This window comes from Streptomyces sp. NPDC101110, assembly GCF_044759525.1.
Taxonomy (GTDB): Bacteria; Actinomycetota; Actinomycetes; order Streptomycetales; family Streptomycetaceae; genus Streptomyces.
The window spans coordinates 596,970-614,364 of sequence record NZ_JBIVZM010000005.1 but is presented as its reverse complement, the minus strand read 5'-3'; the positions used below and the strand labels follow the sequence as shown (position 1 = coordinate 614,364).

The 17,395-nt window shown below is 72.4% G+C and carries 14 protein-coding genes; 3 read left to right on the top strand and 11 right to left on the bottom strand.

Annotation, left to right across the window (positions count from 1 at the left end):
• Positions 1 to 183 (top strand): hypothetical protein (locus ACIQU3_RS15300; protein WP_403925315.1); only part of this gene is annotated, 183 nt, incomplete at its 5' end.
• A gap of 179 nt (positions 184 to 362) precedes the next feature.
• Here the strand turns inward: ACIQU3_RS15300 and ACIQU3_RS15295 are convergent.
• Positions 363 to 1,370: a stage II sporulation protein M gene (locus ACIQU3_RS15295; RefSeq protein ID WP_403925312.1), complete on the bottom strand. Its 1,008-nt coding sequence runs from the start codon at positions 1,368 to 1,370 to the stop codon at positions 363 to 365.
• A 128-nt stretch (positions 1,371 to 1,498) separates the two neighbouring features.
• Between ACIQU3_RS15295 and ACIQU3_RS15290 the strand changes: the two genes are divergently transcribed.
• Positions 1,499 to 2,458 carry an RDD family protein gene (locus ACIQU3_RS15290; protein WP_403925310.1) on the top strand — a complete coding sequence of 320 codons (960 nt, stop codon included), beginning with the start codon at positions 1,499 to 1,501 and terminating at the stop codon, positions 2,456 to 2,458.
• 89 nt (positions 2,459 to 2,547) lie between these two features.
• Here the strand turns inward: ACIQU3_RS15290 and ACIQU3_RS15285 are convergent, their stop codons facing one another.
• From ACIQU3_RS15285 to ACIQU3_RS15250, 8 genes are all read right to left on the bottom strand, one after another.
• Positions 2,548 to 3,162, bottom strand: a complete 615-nt coding sequence (locus tag ACIQU3_RS15285) for a hypothetical protein (RefSeq protein ID WP_403925307.1) — start codon at positions 3,160 to 3,162, stop codon at positions 2,548 to 2,550.
• 183 nt (positions 3,163 to 3,345) lie between these two features.
• Positions 3,346 to 4,803: an adenosylhomocysteinase gene (gene ahcY, locus ACIQU3_RS15280; RefSeq protein WP_403733374.1), complete on the bottom strand. Its 1,458-nt coding sequence runs from the start codon at positions 4,801 to 4,803 to the stop codon at positions 3,346 to 3,348.
• Between the two features lie 348 nt (positions 4,804 to 5,151).
• Complete coding sequence (locus ACIQU3_RS15275; RefSeq protein ID WP_403733371.1) at positions 5,152 to 6,135, bottom strand: cation diffusion facilitator family transporter; 984 nt, start codon at positions 6,133 to 6,135, stop codon at positions 5,152 to 5,154.
• 152 nt (positions 6,136 to 6,287) lie between these two features.
• Positions 6,288 to 7,439: a mannose-6-phosphate isomerase, class I gene (manA, locus tag ACIQU3_RS15270; RefSeq protein ID WP_403925304.1), complete on the bottom strand. Its 1,152-nt coding sequence runs from the start codon at positions 7,437 to 7,439 to the stop codon at positions 6,288 to 6,290.
• A gap of 54 nt (positions 7,440 to 7,493) precedes the next feature.
• Positions 7,494 to 8,621 (bottom strand): SIS domain-containing protein, encoded by a 1,128-nt coding sequence (locus ACIQU3_RS15265; RefSeq protein ID WP_403733365.1) that lies wholly within the window; start codon positions 8,619 to 8,621, stop codon positions 7,494 to 7,496.
• Positions 8,622 to 8,727: 106 nt separating this feature from the next.
• Positions 8,728 to 8,898 (bottom strand): Trm112 family protein, encoded by a 171-nt coding sequence (locus ACIQU3_RS15260; protein WP_403733362.1) that lies wholly within the window; start codon positions 8,896 to 8,898, stop codon positions 8,728 to 8,730.
• A 70-nt stretch (positions 8,899 to 8,968) separates the two neighbouring features.
• The gene (locus ACIQU3_RS15255) at positions 8,969 to 10,336 is read right to left on the bottom strand and encodes a phosphomannomutase/phosphoglucomutase (protein WP_403925301.1); all 1,368 of its coding nucleotides are present in this window, start codon (positions 10,334 to 10,336) and stop codon (positions 8,969 to 8,971) included.
• 474 nt (positions 10,337 to 10,810) lie between these two features.
• Positions 10,811 to 11,233 carry a DUF3499 domain-containing protein gene (locus ACIQU3_RS15250; protein ID WP_161363971.1) on the bottom strand — a complete coding sequence of 141 codons (423 nt, stop codon included), beginning with the start codon at positions 11,231 to 11,233 and terminating at the stop codon, positions 10,811 to 10,813.
• A gap of 295 nt (positions 11,234 to 11,528) precedes the next feature.
• Between ACIQU3_RS15250 and ACIQU3_RS15245 the strand changes: the two genes are divergently transcribed.
• Positions 11,529 to 11,984, top strand: a complete 456-nt coding sequence (locus ACIQU3_RS15245) for a metallopeptidase family protein (protein ID WP_403733356.1) — start codon at positions 11,529 to 11,531, stop codon at positions 11,982 to 11,984.
• A 52-nt stretch (positions 11,985 to 12,036) separates the two neighbouring features.
• Here ACIQU3_RS15245 and ACIQU3_RS15240 read toward each other — a convergent pair whose 3' ends face one another.
• Both ACIQU3_RS15240 and ACIQU3_RS15235 read right to left on the bottom strand, forming a co-directional pair.
• Positions 12,037 to 13,602 carry a DUF5719 family protein gene (locus ACIQU3_RS15240; RefSeq protein WP_403925298.1) on the bottom strand — a complete coding sequence of 522 codons (1,566 nt, stop codon included), beginning with the start codon at positions 13,600 to 13,602 and terminating at the stop codon, positions 12,037 to 12,039.
• Positions 13,599 to 17,258 (bottom strand): glycosyltransferase family 2 protein, encoded by a 3,660-nt coding sequence (locus ACIQU3_RS15235; protein ID WP_403733350.1) that lies wholly within the window; start codon positions 17,256 to 17,258, stop codon positions 13,599 to 13,601. The genes ACIQU3_RS15240 and ACIQU3_RS15235 overlap by 4 nt, the downstream gene beginning before the upstream one ends.
• Positions 17,259 to 17,395: the final 137 nt, after the last annotated feature.

Here is a 17,395-nt window from a genome sequence, read left to right as displayed (position 1 = left end):
CTCCGGGCGCTTCCCTTCGGTCTTGCGTTTCCGACTCTATCAGATCTTTCCGATCCGATTTCCTCGGTGCTTTCCAGGTTCCCGCTTCCGCGTTTTCCTTTCCGGCGGTTCCGACTTTATCAGAAGTTTCGGGCCGGACTGACCGGCCGCTCATTTCCGATTCATCGGGAGAGGCTTCAATGAAATCAGCGTTTCAAGAAGCAGATAGATGTTCACTCTGGCTGGTCTGGGACTAGAGCCCATCTCCAGGCAACTGTTCGAATCTACCTCCCCGCACTTGCCGTGTCAACGGCTCCTGTGGGGCGAAGAGGAGACTAGCAGTTGAACGGACGTGGTCGCACATCCGCCGGTCTGCGGGCCGATCAGGCGGCTGTCGGGACGGTCGCGCTGCGCTCCGCCGCCTCGACGTCACCGGTCTCTCCCGCACGGGCGGCCCGGCCGCCCACGACGTAGACGTAGGCCAGGAACGCCACTTCGGCGGCGATGCCGATGGTGATGCGGGCCCAGGTGGGGAGGCCGGACGGAGTGACGAAGCCTTCGATGGCGCCCGAGACGAAGAGGACGAGGGCCAGGCCTATGGCCATGCCGATGGCGGCTCGGCCTTCCTCCGCGAGTGCCGTGCGCCGCGTCCGGGGTCCGGGGTCGATGAGAGTCCAGCCCAGGCGCAGACCGGTGCCGGCTGCGACGAAGACGGCAGTCAGTTCCAGGAGGCCGTGCGGGAGGACCAGGCCCAGGAACGTGTCGAGGCGGCCGGCCGAGGACATCAGGCCGACGCCGACACCGAGGTTGAGCATGTTCTGGAAGAGGATCCAGAGGACCGGAAGTCCGAGGAAGACGCCCAGGATGAGGCACAGGGCGGCGGCCCAGGCGTTGTTCGTCCACACCTGGGCGGCGAAGCTGGCGGCCGGGTGGCTGGAGTAGTACGTCTCGTACTGGCCGCCGGGGCGGGTGAGCTCACGGAGTTCGCCGGGCGCGGCGATCGAGGCCTGAACCTCGGGGTGGGTGCCGATCCACCAGCCCAGAAGGGCCGCGACCGCCGTGGACAGCAGCGCGGTGGGCACCCACCAGTGCCGTGATTTGTACACGGCGGCCGGGAAGTTGTGGGCGAGGAAGCGCGTCACGTCGCGCCAGGACGTGCGTCGGGTGCCGGTCACCGCACTACGCGCGCGTGCCACGAGCTGGCTGAGCCGACCGGTGAGTTGCGGGTCGGGGGCGCTGGACTGGATCAGGGACAGGTGCGTGGCGGTGCGCTGGTAGAGGGTGACGAGTTCGTCGGCCTCCGCGCCGTCGAGGCGGCGCTGGCGACGGAGGAGGGCTTCGAGGCGGTCCCACTCCGCTCGGTGGGCGGAGACGAAGACGTCGAGGTCCATCGGTGTGCCTGCTCCTCGGCTGGTCGTCGGAGGCTCGTCGTGGATCAGCTTGTCGTACTACGGTGCGATGCGCCCTCAGCTTGGCAGACTGGGCCTGTCGGGGGCAGGGCAGGGGAAGGACGGCGGGCGTGAGTGAGCTGGTGACGGGCGAGGCTGTGGCGTTGGAGCTGCGTCCCGCGAGGCTGCCCAGCAGGGCGCTGGCCGTACTGCTCGATCTGGTTGCGGCCATGGCGGTCTATGTCGCGGTGACCATCGTGCTGGTCACTTCCACGGCTTCCCTGGACGAGGCGGCGCAGACGGCACTGTCGATCGCGTCGTTCGTTCTCGTGCTGGTCGGCGGTCCGATCGCGGTGGAGACGCTCAGTCACGGGCGGTCGCTCGGGAAGATGGCGTGCGGTCTTCGGGTGGTGCGGGACGACGGGGGACCCATCCGGTTCCGGCACGCGCTGGTGCGGGGCTTGATCGGTGTGATCGAGATCCTCATGACGTTCGGGATCGTGGCCTGCATCGCCTCGTTCGTGTCGGCGCGCGGGCGGCGGCTGGGAGACGTGTTCGCGGGGACGCTCGTCGTGCGGGAGCGGATTCCGGTCGCGCGGACCGGTTTCGTACCGCCTCCTCCGCCCTGGCTGACGGGGCGGTTCGCGGAGCTCGATCTGTCGGCGGTGCCCGACGGGTTGTGGCTCGCCGTCCGGCAGTACCTGACGCGCATGCAGCAACTGGATCCGCAGGTGGGCTTTTCGATGGCGGAGCGGCTTGCGGCGGATCTGGCGGAGCGCACGGGGGCTCCGGTGCCGCCAGGGGTGCCGCCGGCCGCTTATCTGGCGGCGGTCGTGCAGGAGCGGCAGGCACGGGAGGCCCGGCGGGCCTTCGGGGGTGAAGCGGCCCGGACGGCCATGTCCGCCTCCGCTCCGATGCCGTCCGGCGGGGAGCGGCCCGCTCAGTCACCGGGACGACCGGTGCAGCCGGGGGGTTCGGTGAGCGAGCGGCATCCCGTGCAGCCGACGAGTTCGGCGAGTGAACAGCAACCGGTGCAGCCGCAGGCTGCCGCCGGTGAGCGGCCCGGCACCGGGTTCGTGCCACCGGCGTAGTGAAGGGCCCGGCCTCCGGCTTGGTGATGCGCGCAGCCTCCGGCGTCGAGGGCGCAGCCGCCCGTGTCGGCTCCGGTGCGGCTGCCCGGTCAGGTGAACGTCGACGGTGGTGATTCCAGGTCTTCAAGTTCGATGCCGGGGGCCGCGAGCACCACGTCCCCGGCGATGTGCACGGTGTGCTGCTCGCCCGTGTCCAGGGCTGTGACCTGGTATTCGTCCACGGTCAGGGGGCCGTTGTCAGTGGCGTGTGCTTCGCTACTCAGCAAGGCCCAGGTCTGGTCCACGGTGCGTGGTGCGAGGACCGGGTCCGTGAAGGCGACGAGGCGTACGCGGGTGGCTGTCGCGGAGGGAGTGAGGCGCAGAAGACGGGCGGTGGCGACGAGGAACGCAGGGGACGTGCCGGTGAAGGCGTGGGCGCGCACATTGCCTTCGGTGGCCTCGGTCCCGGTGGGGTCGGTGCGGACCCAGGTGACGCCGTCGAGGGCGGCGCCGCGGACCTGCCAGGCGGCTGCGTGGAGTTCGAGGCGGAGGGGGCGGCCGAGTTCGTCGAGGGTGAGGTCGACGGAGCCGTGGTGATCACCGGTGGTGGTGGTCAGCTGAGAGACGTAACGCCAGCCGGAGGGGCCGGGGGCGCACTGGAAGTGTTCGTCTGCGAGGGGGGTGTGATCGTGCGGATCGTGGAGCGAATAGCGGCCGCGGGGCATGGGGGTCCTGGGTCCTGACGGGCTGGGCCGGTCTCGGCCGGTCGAGAAACGGGGCAGGCCCCCGGCACGGGGGTGCGGGGGCCTGCCTCGGAGATCCGACCGGTGGTGCACCGACCGGGGGCGAACCACCGGTGACGCATCAACCGGTGGTGAACCGGCCGGCAGCGGTGCTGCTGCCGGGGCTCAGTAGCGGTAGTGGTCCGGCTTGAACGGGCCCTCGACCTTCACGCCGATGTACTCGGCCTGCTCCGGGCGGAGCGTGGTCAGCTTCACGCCGAGCGCGTCGAGGTGGAGGCGGGCGACCTTCTCGTCGAGGTGCTTGGGCAGCACGTAGACGCCGGTCGGGTACTCGTCGGGCTTGGTGAACAGCTCGATCTGGGCCAGGGTCTGGTCCGCGAAGGAGTTGGACATCACGAACGACGGGTGGCCGGTGGCGTTGCCCAGGTTCAGCAGGCGGCCCTCGGACAGGACGATGATCACCTTGCCGTCGGGGAAGGTCCAGGTGTGGACCTGCGGCTTGACCTCGTCCTTGACGATGCCGGGGATCTTGGCGAGGCCGGCCATGTCGATCTCGTTGTCGAAGTGGCCGATGTTGCCGACGATGGCCTGGTGCTTCATCTTGGCCATGTCCGAGGCCATGATGATGTCCTTGTTGCCGGTCGTGGTGATGAAGATGTCGGCCGTCTCGACGACGTCGTCGAGGGTCGCGACCTGGTAGCCGTCCATCGCGGCCTGAAGCGCGCAGATCGGGTCGATCTCGGTGACGATCACGCGGGCGCCCTGGCCGCGCAGGGACTCCGCGCAGCCCTTGCCGACGTCGCCGTAGCCGAAGACGACAGCGGTCTTGCCGCCGATGAGGACGTCGGTGGCGCGGTTGATGCCGTCGATCAGGGAGTGGCGGCAGCCGTACTTGTTGTCGAACTTCGACTTGGTGACGGCGTCGTTGACGTTGATCGCCGGGAACAGCAGGGTGCCGTCGCGCTGCATCTCGTACAGGCGGTGGACACCGGTGGTGGTCTCCTCGGTCACGCCGCGGATCTCCGAGGACAGCTGGGTCCACTTCTGGGGGTTCTCACCCAGGGTGCGGGTGAGCAGCTCCAGGATCACGCGGTGCTCGTCGGACTCGGCCGTGTCGGGCGAGGGGACCTTGCCGTCCTTCTCGTACTCCACGCCCTTGTGGACGAGGAGGGTGGCGTCGCCGCCGTCGTCCAGGATCATGTTGGGGCCGCCGGTGGGGCTGTCCGGCCAGGTCAGGGCCTGCTCGGTGCACCACCAGTACTCCTCCAGGGTCTCGCCCTTCCAGGCGAAGACGGGGACGCCCTGCGGGTTGTCGGGCGTGCCCTGGGGGCCGACGGCGATGGCGGCGGCCGCGTGGTCCTGGGTGGAGAAGATGTTGCAGGAGGCCCAGCGGACCTGCGCGCCGAGGGCGACCAGGGTCTCGATGAGCACGGCGGTCTGCACGGTCATGTGCAGGGAGCCGGTGACACGGGCGCCGGCCAGGGGCTGCGCCTCGGCGTACTCCTTGCGGATCGCCATCAGGCCCGGCATCTCGTGCTCGGCGAGGGTGATCTCCTTGCGGCCGAACTCGGCCAGGGAGAGGTCGGCGACCTTGAAGTCCTGTCGGTTCTCGACAGTCGTCATTGCGAGCTGCTCCTCGGAGTGTGGGTCGAGGGTGGGTACGGCTGGTCTGCGCGGCGGCGGACACAGGGGTGCCCGAAAGAGGACACAGGCATGCCCGCGTACGCGCAGCGCAGTCCGTCGGAGGCCCTCTCTCCCTCGGCCGGTCCGCGCGGGACCGCCCGACCGCCATCAGCAGCGACGTCTGGCTCCGTCCCAAGCTACACCGGGCGCGGGGGCGATCCCCAGTCCGTCGGCGAACACATCGAGCCGATCATGTGACGGACCGGGGGACGTGCGGGTCGCCGGAGCGGACAACGGGGCGGGGCCCGCCGAGTGGTTCGGCGGGCCCCGTGGGGCGGAGCGGGAGAGTCAGTGCTCGTCGGCGGGGTGGGGGGCGGGGCCGCCCGGGGAGGCCTCGGGGTCGGGGCCCTTGGCCGCTTCCCTCTCGCTGTAGATGTCCGGCTCGAGGTAGATCACGCGGGCGATCGGGACGGCGTCACGGATGCGGGCCTCGGCGGCGTCGATGGCGGAGGCGATCTCGGTGGCGGTGTCGTCGTGCTGCACGGCGATCTTGGCGGCGACGAGGAGTTCCTCGGGGCCGAGGTGGAGCGTGCGCATGTGGATGATGCGGGTGACGGTGTCGCCGTCGACGATCGCGGCCTCGATCTTCCGGGTCTCCTCGGCGCCGGCGGACTCGCCGAGGAGCAGCGACTTGGTCTCGGCGGCGAGGACCAGGGCGATGAGGATGAGCAGGACGCCGATGCAGAGGGTGCCGACGCCGTCCCAGACGCTCTCGCCGGTCAGGAGGGCGAGGCCGACGCCGCCGAGCGCGAGGACCAGACCGACGAGGGCGCCGAGGTCCTCCAGGAGGACGACCGGGAGCTCGGGGGCCTTGGCGTGGCGGACGAATTCCTTCCACGAGCGCTTGCCGCGCAGGGTGTTGGACTCCTTGATGGCCGTGCGGAAGGAGAAGCCCTCGGCGATGATCGCGAAGACCAGGACGCCGACGGGCCAGTACCAGTGCGTCAGCTCGTGCGGGTGCTTGATCTTCTCGTAGCCCTCGTAGAGGGCGAACATGCCACCGACCGAGAAGAGGACGATGGAGACGAGGAAGGCGTAGATGTAGCGCTCGCGGCCGTAGCCGAAGGGGTGTTCGGGGGTGGCTTCGCGCTTCGCCTTCTTGCCGCCGACCAGGAGCAGTGCCTGGTTGCCGGAGTCGGCGACGGAGTGGACGGACTCGGCGAGCATCGACGACGAGCCGCTGAAGAGGAACGCCACGAACTTCGCCACCGCGATCGCCAGGTTGGCGCCCAGTGCCGCCACGATCGCCTTGGTACCGCCTGACGCGCTCATATGTTCGCGTTGTCCCTTCGTACGCCGTTCCAGGGGCCGGGCGATCGCCTTGGTGCGCGCCCGTGGCTTTGCCTGTGCTTGACGGTGGGCCATTGTTGCAGCCCGCCGCCGGAGCGGTGAGTCAGGTCACCGGCACGGGGTTATCGAAACGGTCAGGCGACGACGGTGGCACGGAAAACCGTGCCCGTACCGGACACTTCGGCCTTTTCGCCGGCCGGGACGAAGACGGACCGGCCCGGGGTCAGGTCGTGTTCGCCGGCCCGGACGGCGCCGGCCGTGCAGAGCAGGATCTGCGGGGTGGGACGGGTCAGGTCGTGGGCGGCGCCGGCCTCGGGCAGGACGTACCGGGAGAGGCGGAACTCGTCGATGGGGGTCTCGTAGACCTCCTCGCCGTCCGGGGAGGCCTCGGGGCGCAGGACGCCGGGGTCACTGGGGCGGAAGCGGACGATGCGCAGGAGTTCGGGGACGTCGACGTGCTTGGGGGTCAGTCCGCAGCGCAGGACGTTGTCGGAGTTGGCCATGATCTCCACGCCGAGGCCGTTCAGGTAGGCGTGCGGGATGCCGGCGCCGAGGTAGAGGGCCTCGCCGGGCTGGAGCCGGACGTGGTTCAGCAGCATCGCGGCGATGACACCGGGGTCGCCCGGGTAGTGGTGGGCGATGTCGGCGTAGGGGGCGTAGGCGCCGCCGAGGCGGGTGCAGGCGGTGGCCGCCTCCGCGACGGTGCGGGAGATCTCGTCGGGGTCGGCGGTGAGGATGGCGGTGAGGACCTCGCGCAGGGCGGCGTCCTCGGGGTGGGCGTGCAGCAGGTCGACGTAGGGCTTGAGGGAGTCGACTCCGAGGTCGTCGAGGAGGGCGGCGGCCTCCAGGGGGTCACGGAAGCCGCACAGGCCGTCGAACTCGGTGAGGGCGCAGATCAGTTCGGGCTTGTGGTTGGCGTCCTTGTAGTTGCGGTGCGGGGCGTCCACGGGGATGCCGCGCCGCTCCTCGTCGGCGTAGCCCTCCTGCGCCTGTGCGAGGTCGGGGTGGACCTGGAGGGAGAGCGGGCCGCCCGCGGCGAGGATCTTGAGCAGGAAGGGCAGCCGGGGGCCGAACCTGGCGACGGCGGCGGGCCCGAGTTCCTTCTCGGGGTCGGCGTCGACGATCTCGACGAGGGTGCCCCGGTCGGTGCGCGAGGGTGCGCCGGGGTGGGCGCCCATCCACATCTCCGCCTGCGGTTCGCCGGTCGGTTCGACGCCGAGCAGCCGCGGGATGGCGGTCGTGGAACCCCAGGCGTAGGGGCGGATGGTGTTGTCGAGGCGGTCCATGGGGTTCTCTCTGCGTGGTGCGGGAGCGGGCGCGTCAGGGTGTCCCGGGCAAGATCAGGCCCTCGAAGCGAGCGCCAGGTAAACGGCGGCGAAATCCGTGATGGCGATCAGTTCCGCGAGGGTTTCCAGTTCGTCGCCGGCCTCCGGTTCGAGCTCGCTGATCGGCGTGTCGTGGCTGAGGGCGAGGTCGCGGGCGCCGGGGGCTGCGGTGAGGCCGCCGATGGGCCGGTCGCGCAGCAGGACCACGCGCGCGTGCAGGGCGGGCGGTTCCTCGACGCGGTCACGGAAGAAGTCGTCGGGGTCGGCGCTGGCGGCCAGCGGGCCGGCGAGCAGCGCGCTGTGGGCGGCGAGGGCCTCGGGGAGCTCGGCGACCACCGCGGGGGTGCCGGACAGTTCGGCGAGGGCGGCGGCGAAGCGGCGGCCGGCGGGGCCTGCCGAGGTGCCCTCGGTCCAGACGACCGGGAGGGCGTCGGCGAGCTCGGCGGCGAGGGTCTTGGCGGCGTTGCTGTACGTGGCGATGGCGGGGCCGCAGCGTTCGGCCACGTGGTCGAGCCGGTCGGCGACCTTGCCGAGGGCGTCCGGCGGGGCGGCGAGCACGCCGGTGCGGTCCAGGAGGGCGAGGAGCGGGGTGAGCAGGGCCCACAGGACGCCGGGGGCGGACGCAGCGAACGGCTCGTCCTGGTCGTAGGGCGCGGTCGCCATGGGCATGAACAGGCCGTGCGCGCCGGCGACGGCTTCGGCGAGCGGGGTGCGGGCGGGCGCCACGGCGACGACGGTGCAGCCGCGGCGGTAGGCCTGCTCGGCGAGGAGTGACAGGCCCGGTTCGGTGCCGTCCGGGGTGGTGATCAGCAGGAGGTCCACCGAGCCGACCCAGCCGGGCAGTTCCCAGCGCAGGGCGCCCGCGGCCGGGGCGACGCCGGTGGGGGCGAGGCGGGTGACCGGACTGCCGGCGCCGGCGAGCGTGCCGATGAGGTCGGCTGCGTGGGTGGCGGCGGCGCCGGGGCCTGCGATGAGGACCGCGCGGGGGCGGCCGTCCGGCTTCAGGTCGTTGACGCCCGCCTCGGCGGCGTGGCGGGCGGCCGTGCGTACGCGGGCGCCGGCTTCCGCGGCGCCGCGGAGCAGCCCGCGGTGGTCGGCCTCGGCGAGGCCCTCCGGTGAGTCGAGCAGCGATTCGTCGAGCATGGGCGGCAGCTTCCCATCGCCGGGGTCCGTTGTGAGGTGGATCGTGCCCGCTGTGCCGGGGGCTATGTGCACCGACGGTCGCGTCGGCGGGTGTGCCCCCTGCCGGTCACGCGGGGCGGCGGGCCTCGTCGACGAGCAGGACGGGGATGCCGTCACGTACGGGGTAGGCCAGGCCGCAGTCGGTGCCGGTGCAGATCAGCTCGGTGTCCTGCTCCCTGAGCGGGGAGTGGCAGGCCGGGCAGGCGAGGATCTCGAGGAGGCCGGATTCGAGGGGCATGGAGGTTCCTCCGTGGGTGCGGGCGCTTGGAGTCGTGCCTGGTCAGATTACCGCCGGTGGGGGTCGGGCCTCAGCCTCTGATGATCCCCAGCACCTCGTCGCGCACCCGGGCCATGGTCTCGGCGTCCCTCGCCTCCGCGTTCAGGCGCAGCAGCGGCTCCGTGTTGGAGGGGCGGACGTTGAACCACCAGTCGGCGGCGGAGACGGTGAGGCCGTCGAGCTCGTCGAGGGTGATGCCCTCGCGGGTGCCGTACGCGGCGCGGATGGCGGCGAGGCTGGCCTGCTGGTCGGCGACCGTGGAGTTGATCTCGCCGGAGCCGGCGTAGCGGTCGTACTGGGCGACGAGGGAGGACAGGGGGCCGTCCTGGCCGCCGAGGGCCGCGAGGACGTGCAGGGCGGCCAGCATGCCCGTGTCGGCGTTCCAGAAGTCTCGGAAGTAGTAGTGCGCGGAGTGCTCGCCGCCGAAGATCGCGCCGGTGCGGGCCATCTCAGCCTTGATGAAGGAGTGGCCCACGCGCGTGCGGACCGGGCTGCCGCCGTTCTCCTCGACGACCTCGGGCACGGACCAGGACGTGATCAGGTTGTGGATGACCGTGCCCTTGCCGCCGTGCCGGGCCAGTTCACGGGAGGCGACCAGGGCGGTGATCGCCGACGGGGAGACCGGCTCGCCGCGCTCGTCGACGACGAAGCAGCGGTCGGCGTCGCCGTCGAAGGCGATGCCCAGGTCGGCGCCCTCCTCGCGGACCCGCTTCTGCAGGTCGACGAGGTTGGCGGGGTCGAGGGGGTTGGCCTCGTGGTTGGGGAAGGTGCCGTCCAGCTCGAAGTACATCGGGACCAGCGTCAGGGGCAGGCCGGCGAAGACCTCGGGGACGGTGTGCCCGCCCATGCCGTTGCCCGCGTCGACGACGACCTTCAGGGGGCGGATGGACGTCAGGTCGACCAGGGAGCGCAGGTGGGCCGCGTAGTCCGACAACGTGTCGCGGGCGCTGATGGTGCCCGTCATCGCGGCCGCCTCCGGGGCGCCCGACTCGCTCCAGCGCTCGACGAGTTCGCGGATGTCCGCGAGGCCGGTGTCCTGCCCGACGGGAGCGGCACCCGAGCGGCACAGCTTGATGCCGTTGTACTGGGCCGGGTTGTGGGAGGCGGTGAACATGGCGCCCGGCAGGTTCAGCGCACCCGAGGCGTAGTACAGCTGGTCCGTCGAGCAGAGGCCGATCTCCGTCACGTCGGCGCCCTGGGCGGCCGCCCCGCGTGCGAAGGCACGCGACAGGCCCGGTGAGGAGGGCCGCATGTCGTGCCCGGTCGTGATGGCGCTCGCGCCGGTGACCCGCACGAAGGCCGCCCCGAAGAGCTCGGCCAGGGACTCGTCCCACTGGTCGGGGACGACCCCGCGTACGTCGTACGCCTTCACGACCTGCGACAGATCAGCCACGGCCAACCTTCCTGGAAAAGTACTGTCGGTCCGCACAAACTACCCCCGCCCACCGACAGCGCGCCGGGCGGATGCCAAGACGGCTCCCGGCCGTCACCTCAGGTCAGGGGAGCGTCCAGCGCAGGACGCAGTGCTCTGGCCGACCACGAGCAGGCGCATCACCAGGCAGCGCGCAGGGGTGCCATACCGGCACCAGGGGCACCACGGGTGCCTGCAAAGGCATTTGACGGCCCACCACACGCCACGGAGTCCAGGGCGGCCCGGTCTCCCGGGCGAGCGTGACGACCGGTGTTGCCCATCGCGCCGAACGCCGAGTGAGCCGGCGACGGGTCGGAGTTCCTGGACGTTCACGGGTGACTCCCGGCCGCCGCCATGCTCACGTCACGGGAAAGCGGTTCCTCGCACCCTCACGCCGGAATGGTCATGTCCGCGCCAAGCTCACGTCAACGGGCGCACACGTCAAGGAACCGGGGGGCCGGGTCAGTTGTCGGGCGACCGCAGGACCCGAAGGTGCCCGCGCCGCGCGACCTCCCGCGGGTCGGCACCGCGGCCTCCGCCGCCGGCCTCGGCCGCCCGCTCCTGGGGACGGGCCGCCTCGCGTACGGCGTTCGCAAGGGCTTCCAGGTCGTCGCCGCTGGGGCGGGCCGGGGCCGAACCGTCGAGGAGCCGGACGACCTCCCACCCGCGCGGGGCGGTGAGGCGCTCGGAATGCTCCGCGCACAGGTCGTAGCAGTGGGGTTCGGCGTAGGTGGCGAGCGGGCCGAGGACCGCGGTCGAGTCGGCGTAGACGTACGTCAGCGTCGCGACGGCGGGACGGCCGCAGGCGGTGCGCGAACAGCGACGTACAGGGCTCACGATGTTGGACGGTACCGCACTCTTGAGCGGGCCGCGACGACTCTCCACCAGGTCACTCCCCCGTGTCGCGCTGTGAAACGTCGCACACACCCTTTCGGGCGTACCTTTCTGACCTGGCAGGACATCGACGCCCGCGATGTCGAACAGCCCGGCAAGCGATCAAGAGTCATCATAAAACCCTCAAATACCATGAGGTCACTGCTCTCGGCGGGATACGGATTTGAGCCCAACCTTGGCTTGAATGGTCATGTAACGACATGCCCTGGGGCGGCGGCCGGAAGCCGCCCCTGCCGCCGTGCGGTGCCGGGCACGGCGGCACGGCGGGGACTACCCTTCACCAGTGATGGACAAGCCCGTAACGCCTCGTGCCGCCGCCCCCGGCCCCCGCCGTCGTGATCGCCACGGACGGGGCATGCGCGGCCCGATCGCACCGCCGCAGGTGCCGCTCGCCGCGAGCCGCGCGGACGTGTTCGCCGATCTGGTGCAGGACTCCGTGGAGCGTCTGGAGCGGCGCTGGCCCCAACTCGCCGACATCGATTTCCTGGTGCTCGAGGTGCCGCGGCTCGACGGGCCCGGCCAGGCCTGGAACGACGAGGCCGTGCCGCTCGGCGGCACGATCAGCGCGCGCGAGGGCCGCCCGGCGCGCGTGGTCGTCTACCGGCGGCCGGTCGAGATCCGTACCAAGGGGCGCGACGAGCGGGCGGCGCTGGTGCACGAGATCGTGGTCGAGCAGGTCGCCGAGCTCCTCGGGCTGACCCCGGAGACGGTGGACCCGAGGTACGGCGAGGACCAGGGCTGAGACGGACGGCTCCGGCCGCCGGCCGATCCCGGACGATCGCTCGCCCGCGGATCTACCTCTGGAGCACCGACAGGTCCTCGTCCGCCTCCGGTACCGCCACCGTCCCCCGGTCGTCGGGCAGTGTCTGGATCGTGAAGGCCGGGACGCCGCCCTCGTTCACCGCCAGGGTGCGGGCGCCGTACACCGGGCCGCCGGAGACCGGCTCGACCGTGAGCGCGTAGGTGCCCTTGAGGCCGCCGGGGACCGGGGGCTCGATGTCCTGGGTCGTGCCGGCCTTGATCGTGTACGTCTTCGACACCGGTGTGCCGCCCTCGCTGCCGGCCGAGGCGGTGACCTTGACCGTGGCCGCGGAGCCCGGGGCCGTCAGGGACAGGGTGCTGCCCTTGCCGCTGTTGTCGGCGGACGTCGCGCGCGTGCCGACGGGCCGGGTGGCCGGGATGAACGCCGTCTCCTGCTTGTCGCCCTTGCCGCGTACGACCTTCAGGGCCGCCACGACCGGCACGGACCGGTCCGTCGGGGTCAGCACCAGGGAGCCCGCTTCGCCGCGGGTGACGTCACCCAGGTCGACCGCGGTCGTCATGCCGCCCTTGACGTGCACCGTCTCGTGCCCGGCCGGGGTGATCGGCCCGGAGGGGGAGGCGAGACGCACCTTCAGGTCCGCGTCGGCGTCGCCGGGGGTGAAGGCGACCAGCCGCACGGAGGTGGCGTCCTTGGGGATGCCCGGCAGGACCAGGCTGCCCGCCGGGTCCGTGGACGCGGACAGCCAGTCGCCGCCGATCTTGTCGTCCAGGGCCTGCACGGCCGCGCCGACGCGTCCGCTGCGGACGTTGACGTGCACGGTGAGGTCGGTCTGCCGCTCGCCGGTGAGGGTGGACAGCAGGACCGGTTCGCTGGAGTGCGGCGGGACGGTGATGCCCTCCCCCACCTCGGACTTCAGGGCGCCGCCCTTGCCGTAGAGCTCGATGTCGACCACGGCGGCCGAGTCGTCGGGGTTCGTCAGGTGGACGTAGTCGGTGCGGTCGGCTGCCGTGTCGGCGCCGGGGAACCAGAAGTCGGTGTCCGGGGCCGTGCAGTTGACGCCTTGGAGGCCGCGCCCGGTGCCCGCGGCGACCTCGGTCGTCTCCTGGACGGTCCAGCCGGGTGCGAACCTGCCGTCGGCGGTCCCCACGAGGGCGGGCGCGTCGCCGCCGGAGCTGTCGCCGGTGACCGGCTTGCCTGGCTCCTTGGGCGTCAGCACCGGCTTCGCGGCCGCGTCCTTGCCGGACTTGCCGCCCCCCTTGTCGCCTTCCTTGTCGGCGTCCTTGCCGCCGGACTTGCCGTCACCCTGGTCCTCGCCGTCCTGCGCGGTGTCCGCCGACTCCTGCGTGGCCGCGCCGAGTTCGGCCTTGCCGCCGCTCCCGGTGCCCTTGGTGACGGGCGTGAACGACGTGTAGGACGTCTCGGCGAGGTCGGACGTGCTGGGCGCCGGGCAGAGCAGGCTGGTGCGCTCCACGGGCAGTTGGGCGGCCGCCTTGGCGGTGTCCGTGCCCGGCGCGTCCGGCTGGGACAGCGCTGCGAAGCCGGTGACGGCAGCGAGCGCGGTGGTGCCGGCGATCAGGGACAGGGTGGTGCGGTTCACTGCTGGCTCCCGTCGGGACGCTCACTGCCCGTGCCGTGGGGGTGGTGTTGCTGCGCCGGGTCGTACGGCGTTCCGTAGCCCTGGCCCTGGCCGTAGGTCTGGTCGTATCCCTGCTGGTCGTAGGACGGGTTCTGGCCCTGGCCGCCGTAGGCGTACGGGTCGTACTGACCGCCCTGGTACGGGTCCGCCTGGTACTGCTGCCCGTAGGCGTCCGCCGGGTACTGGGCGTTCTGGTACTGGTCGCCGTAGCCGGCGTATGAGCCGCTCTGGTAGCCGGCGTCGTCCCACTCGCCGTAGTTCTGCTGCTGGGGCACCGCCGCCGGCGGCTGCTGGGGCTGCGGGGGCGGGAACTCCTCGGGGACGGCGGCTTCTTCCGCCTCGGCCTCCGCCTGGGCGCGCAGGCGGCGGGCCCGGCGGCCCTCGCCGGCGACGGCCTCTGCGGGGACGGCCGGCTCGTCGGGGAGGTCGTCGTCGATGTCGCGACGCCGGCCGGGCAGGGCGAGCACCACGAGGACGACGGCGAGCAGGCCCTGGGCCCACAGCCAGGCCGTGTGACCGATCGGGTCGTCGTAGGTGACGTCCAGCGCTCCGCCGGAGGCGGGGAGCCGGAAGCCCTGGGCCCAGCCGTCGACGGTGGTGGGGGTCAGTGGCTTGCCGTCGAGGGTGGCGGTCCAGCCTTCGGCCGCGGAGTCGGCGAGGCGCAGCACGCGTCCGCCGGCGCCGGCGGGGATCGTGGTGTGGATGTCGACCGGCCCGGCGGCGACGGGCTGTGGCGTGCCGGAGGCGGGGACGACCGTGGCGCGCGCGACCTCCCGGTTGACGCGCCACAGCGCGCCGCCGGCCTGCTGGCTGAGCCGGGTCAGGCCGGGCGTGGCGTCCAGGACGCGGGTGACCTCGCGGGGCGCGCCCTGGTGAACCAGGACGTAGCGCACGGCGAAGCCGCCGAGCTGGTCGGCCTGGTCGGCGCCGGAGCCGGCGACCAGGTTGGCGACGACCTTGTCGAGCCTGCCGTTCTCGCCGTCGGCCGCGGCGATCTCGCCGTCGCCGAGGCGGGCGCCCGAGCCGCGGACCAGCATGTAGCCGACGTGGGCGCCGGAGTCGCTGTCGAGGACGAGGGTGCGGGCCTGGTCGCGGGTGCTGCTCTCTTCGGCGACGAACGCGGGGACCTGCGTGGGGTCGCGTCGCTCCAGGGGGGTGTCGGCGCCGCGGATCATCCAGCCGGCGGCGATGAGCAGCGGGCCCGCGGCCGAGGCGAAGGCGATCAGCACGGCGACCGGCTGGCGCCAGCCGAAGCTCTGCTCGGCCACGCGCGCGCGTGCCCCGTCGGCGCCGAGCGCGGCGGCCGCCAGGAGGGCCAAGCCGTAGACGAGGGTCGCCGGTCCGGCCCAGGCGGAGCCGTTGGACAGGACGGCGAAGACGAAGCCGGTCAGGGCGACGGCCCAGGCGGTCCGGATGCCCGACTGGCGTTCCGAGCGCAGCAGGGCCGCGAGGGCGGCCAGCACGATGCCGATGAGCATGAGGCCGCTGACGGTGCCCGGGCCGCCCGGGCTGGCGCCCAGCAGGTCGAGGGCGGAGGCGGCCGAGGGGCCGTACTCGAGGCCCGCTTCGCTGAGGAAGCCGAACGGGAGCAGCGTCAGTGACCAGGGGGCGAGGAGCAGCAGGGGTGTGCCGAGCTGGGCGAGGAACCGCAGCCCGTAGGCCGTGATGTCGCTCCGGCGCAGCACGAGCAGGCCGATGCCGAGGAGCAGCGCGATGGGCCAGACGATCGGAGTGAAGGCGGTGGTGATGGTCAGCAGCAGCGCGTACGCCCAGGTGGCGCGCCAGCTGCCGCGCGCTCCGCCGCTCCGCGTCAGGCCGCCGGCCGCGATGGCCGCGCGGGCGATGAGCGGCAGCAGCGCGGCGAGGACGGCGGTGCCGATGCGGCCGGCTGCCAAGGCGCCGGTGGCCGCGGGCAGGAAGGCGTAGACCACGGCCGCCCAGGCACGCAGCAGCCGGGACTCGACGAGCGGACGGGAGGCGAAGTAGGCGGCGACACCGGCCAGCGGCACCGAGCCGACGAGCAGGACGGTGACGGCCAGGCCGGTCGAACCGAACAGCAGGGACGCCAGCATGGCCACGAACGCGACGTACGGCGGCGCGGGCGAGGTGCCGCCGGCGCCGACCGGGTGCCAGGCGTCGAGGTAGCGCGACCACAGCTCGCCGGAGTCGGCCGGGGCGGGCAGCAGGGCGCCGCCCGCGAGCGCGCCGCCGCCGAGGAGCTGACGGCAGGCGACCAGGGAGACGAGGAGCAGCACCAGGAACAGGACCGGGCCGGGCTTGCGCGCGATGCGCTTGAGCCGGGCGAACTGCTCGATCTCCAGGAAGTCGGCGTCGTCACCGCCGGGGCCCGACTCGACGGCGCTGCCGTGCCGTCCGGCGCCGGCCGCGACCTCCGGGTCGGAGCGGCCGACGAGGCTGCTCGCGACCTGCTCGACGGTGACGCGGACGGTCGCGCCGGGCGGCGGGAACAGAGCCCGCAGCTCGCCCTTGTCGATCTGGGGTGCGCCTCTGCCGCGCCGCCCGGCGAGGATCCGCTCGGGCCGGAGCAGGGTGCCCATCAGGCCGCGGATCTCGTCGACGGCCTGCCCGGGGACCTTGCCGACGAGGTAGGCCACGGTCCGCAGCAGGGTGCCGAGCACGATCCGCAGGATCACCCAGGGGAGCACGGCGGTACGCGAGTTGACGAGCAGGGTGTAGACGGCGCCGGCCTTGTCGACCTTGTGCGGGGAGGCCGCCGTGCGGCCCACGCAGTCGACCGTGCGGCGCTCGCGGCTGGACGCCTCGGCGTGCCGGACGACCGCCTCGGGGGCGACCAGGACGCGGTAGCCGGCCGCGTGTGCGCGCCAGCACAGGTCGACGTCGTCGCGCATGAGGGGCAGGTGGCGGTCGAAGCCGCCGAGCTGCTCGAAGACGTCGCGGCGCACGAGCATGCCGGCGGTGGACACCGACAGCACGGGCCGGACGTGGTCGTGCTGGCCCTGGTCCTGCTCACGGCGGTCCAGGCCGGTCCAGCGGCGGCCGGAGTTGGCGATGGAGACGCCGACCTCCAGCAGCTGCCGCCGGTCGTACCAGCCGCGGAGCTTGGGGCCCACGACGGCCACGTCCTCGCGGCCCAGCTCGTACTCGGTGTCCACGACGCGCAGCAGCTGCGCCAGGGCGTCCGGGTCGGGAGCGCAGTCGTCGTGCAGCAGCCACAGCCACTGCACCGGCTCGCCGTGCGGCAGCTCGGGCAGGTCGTAGGCGTCGTCGCGCCACGAGCGTGTGACCGGGTCCCAGCCGCTGGGGCGCTTCAGGTACGGCAGTTCCTCGGGGGTGAGGACCGGGGCGGTGCGACCGCACTCCTCGACGGCCTGGCCGAAGCCGGTGCGGCGGGCGAGGTGCAGCACCCGGTCGGCGCCGAGCGCGTCGGTGACCAGCTGCGCGGAGGCGTCCGAGCTGCCGGTGTCGGCCCCCATCGCGTACTGGACGGGACGCTCCTGGCCGAGCAGTCCGGCGAGCGCGTCGGGCAGCCAGCGGGCGCCGTCGTGGGAGACGAGGACCGCGGTCACCACATGGCGCGGAAACTCAGGTGCGGCAGCGGTGTCGTGATGGGCTGCCGGGTGGCTGTGCACGGACATCGAGGTACGGGCCCCGGTTCGGTGGACTGCGGTGGACGCCCGCGCCCGGTGGGGGCGGCGGGGTGTCTCGGACGAGCGACCACACTATCGGCTGCACGGAAGACGGCCCGCCGCCTGTGGATAACCCACGGGCGACG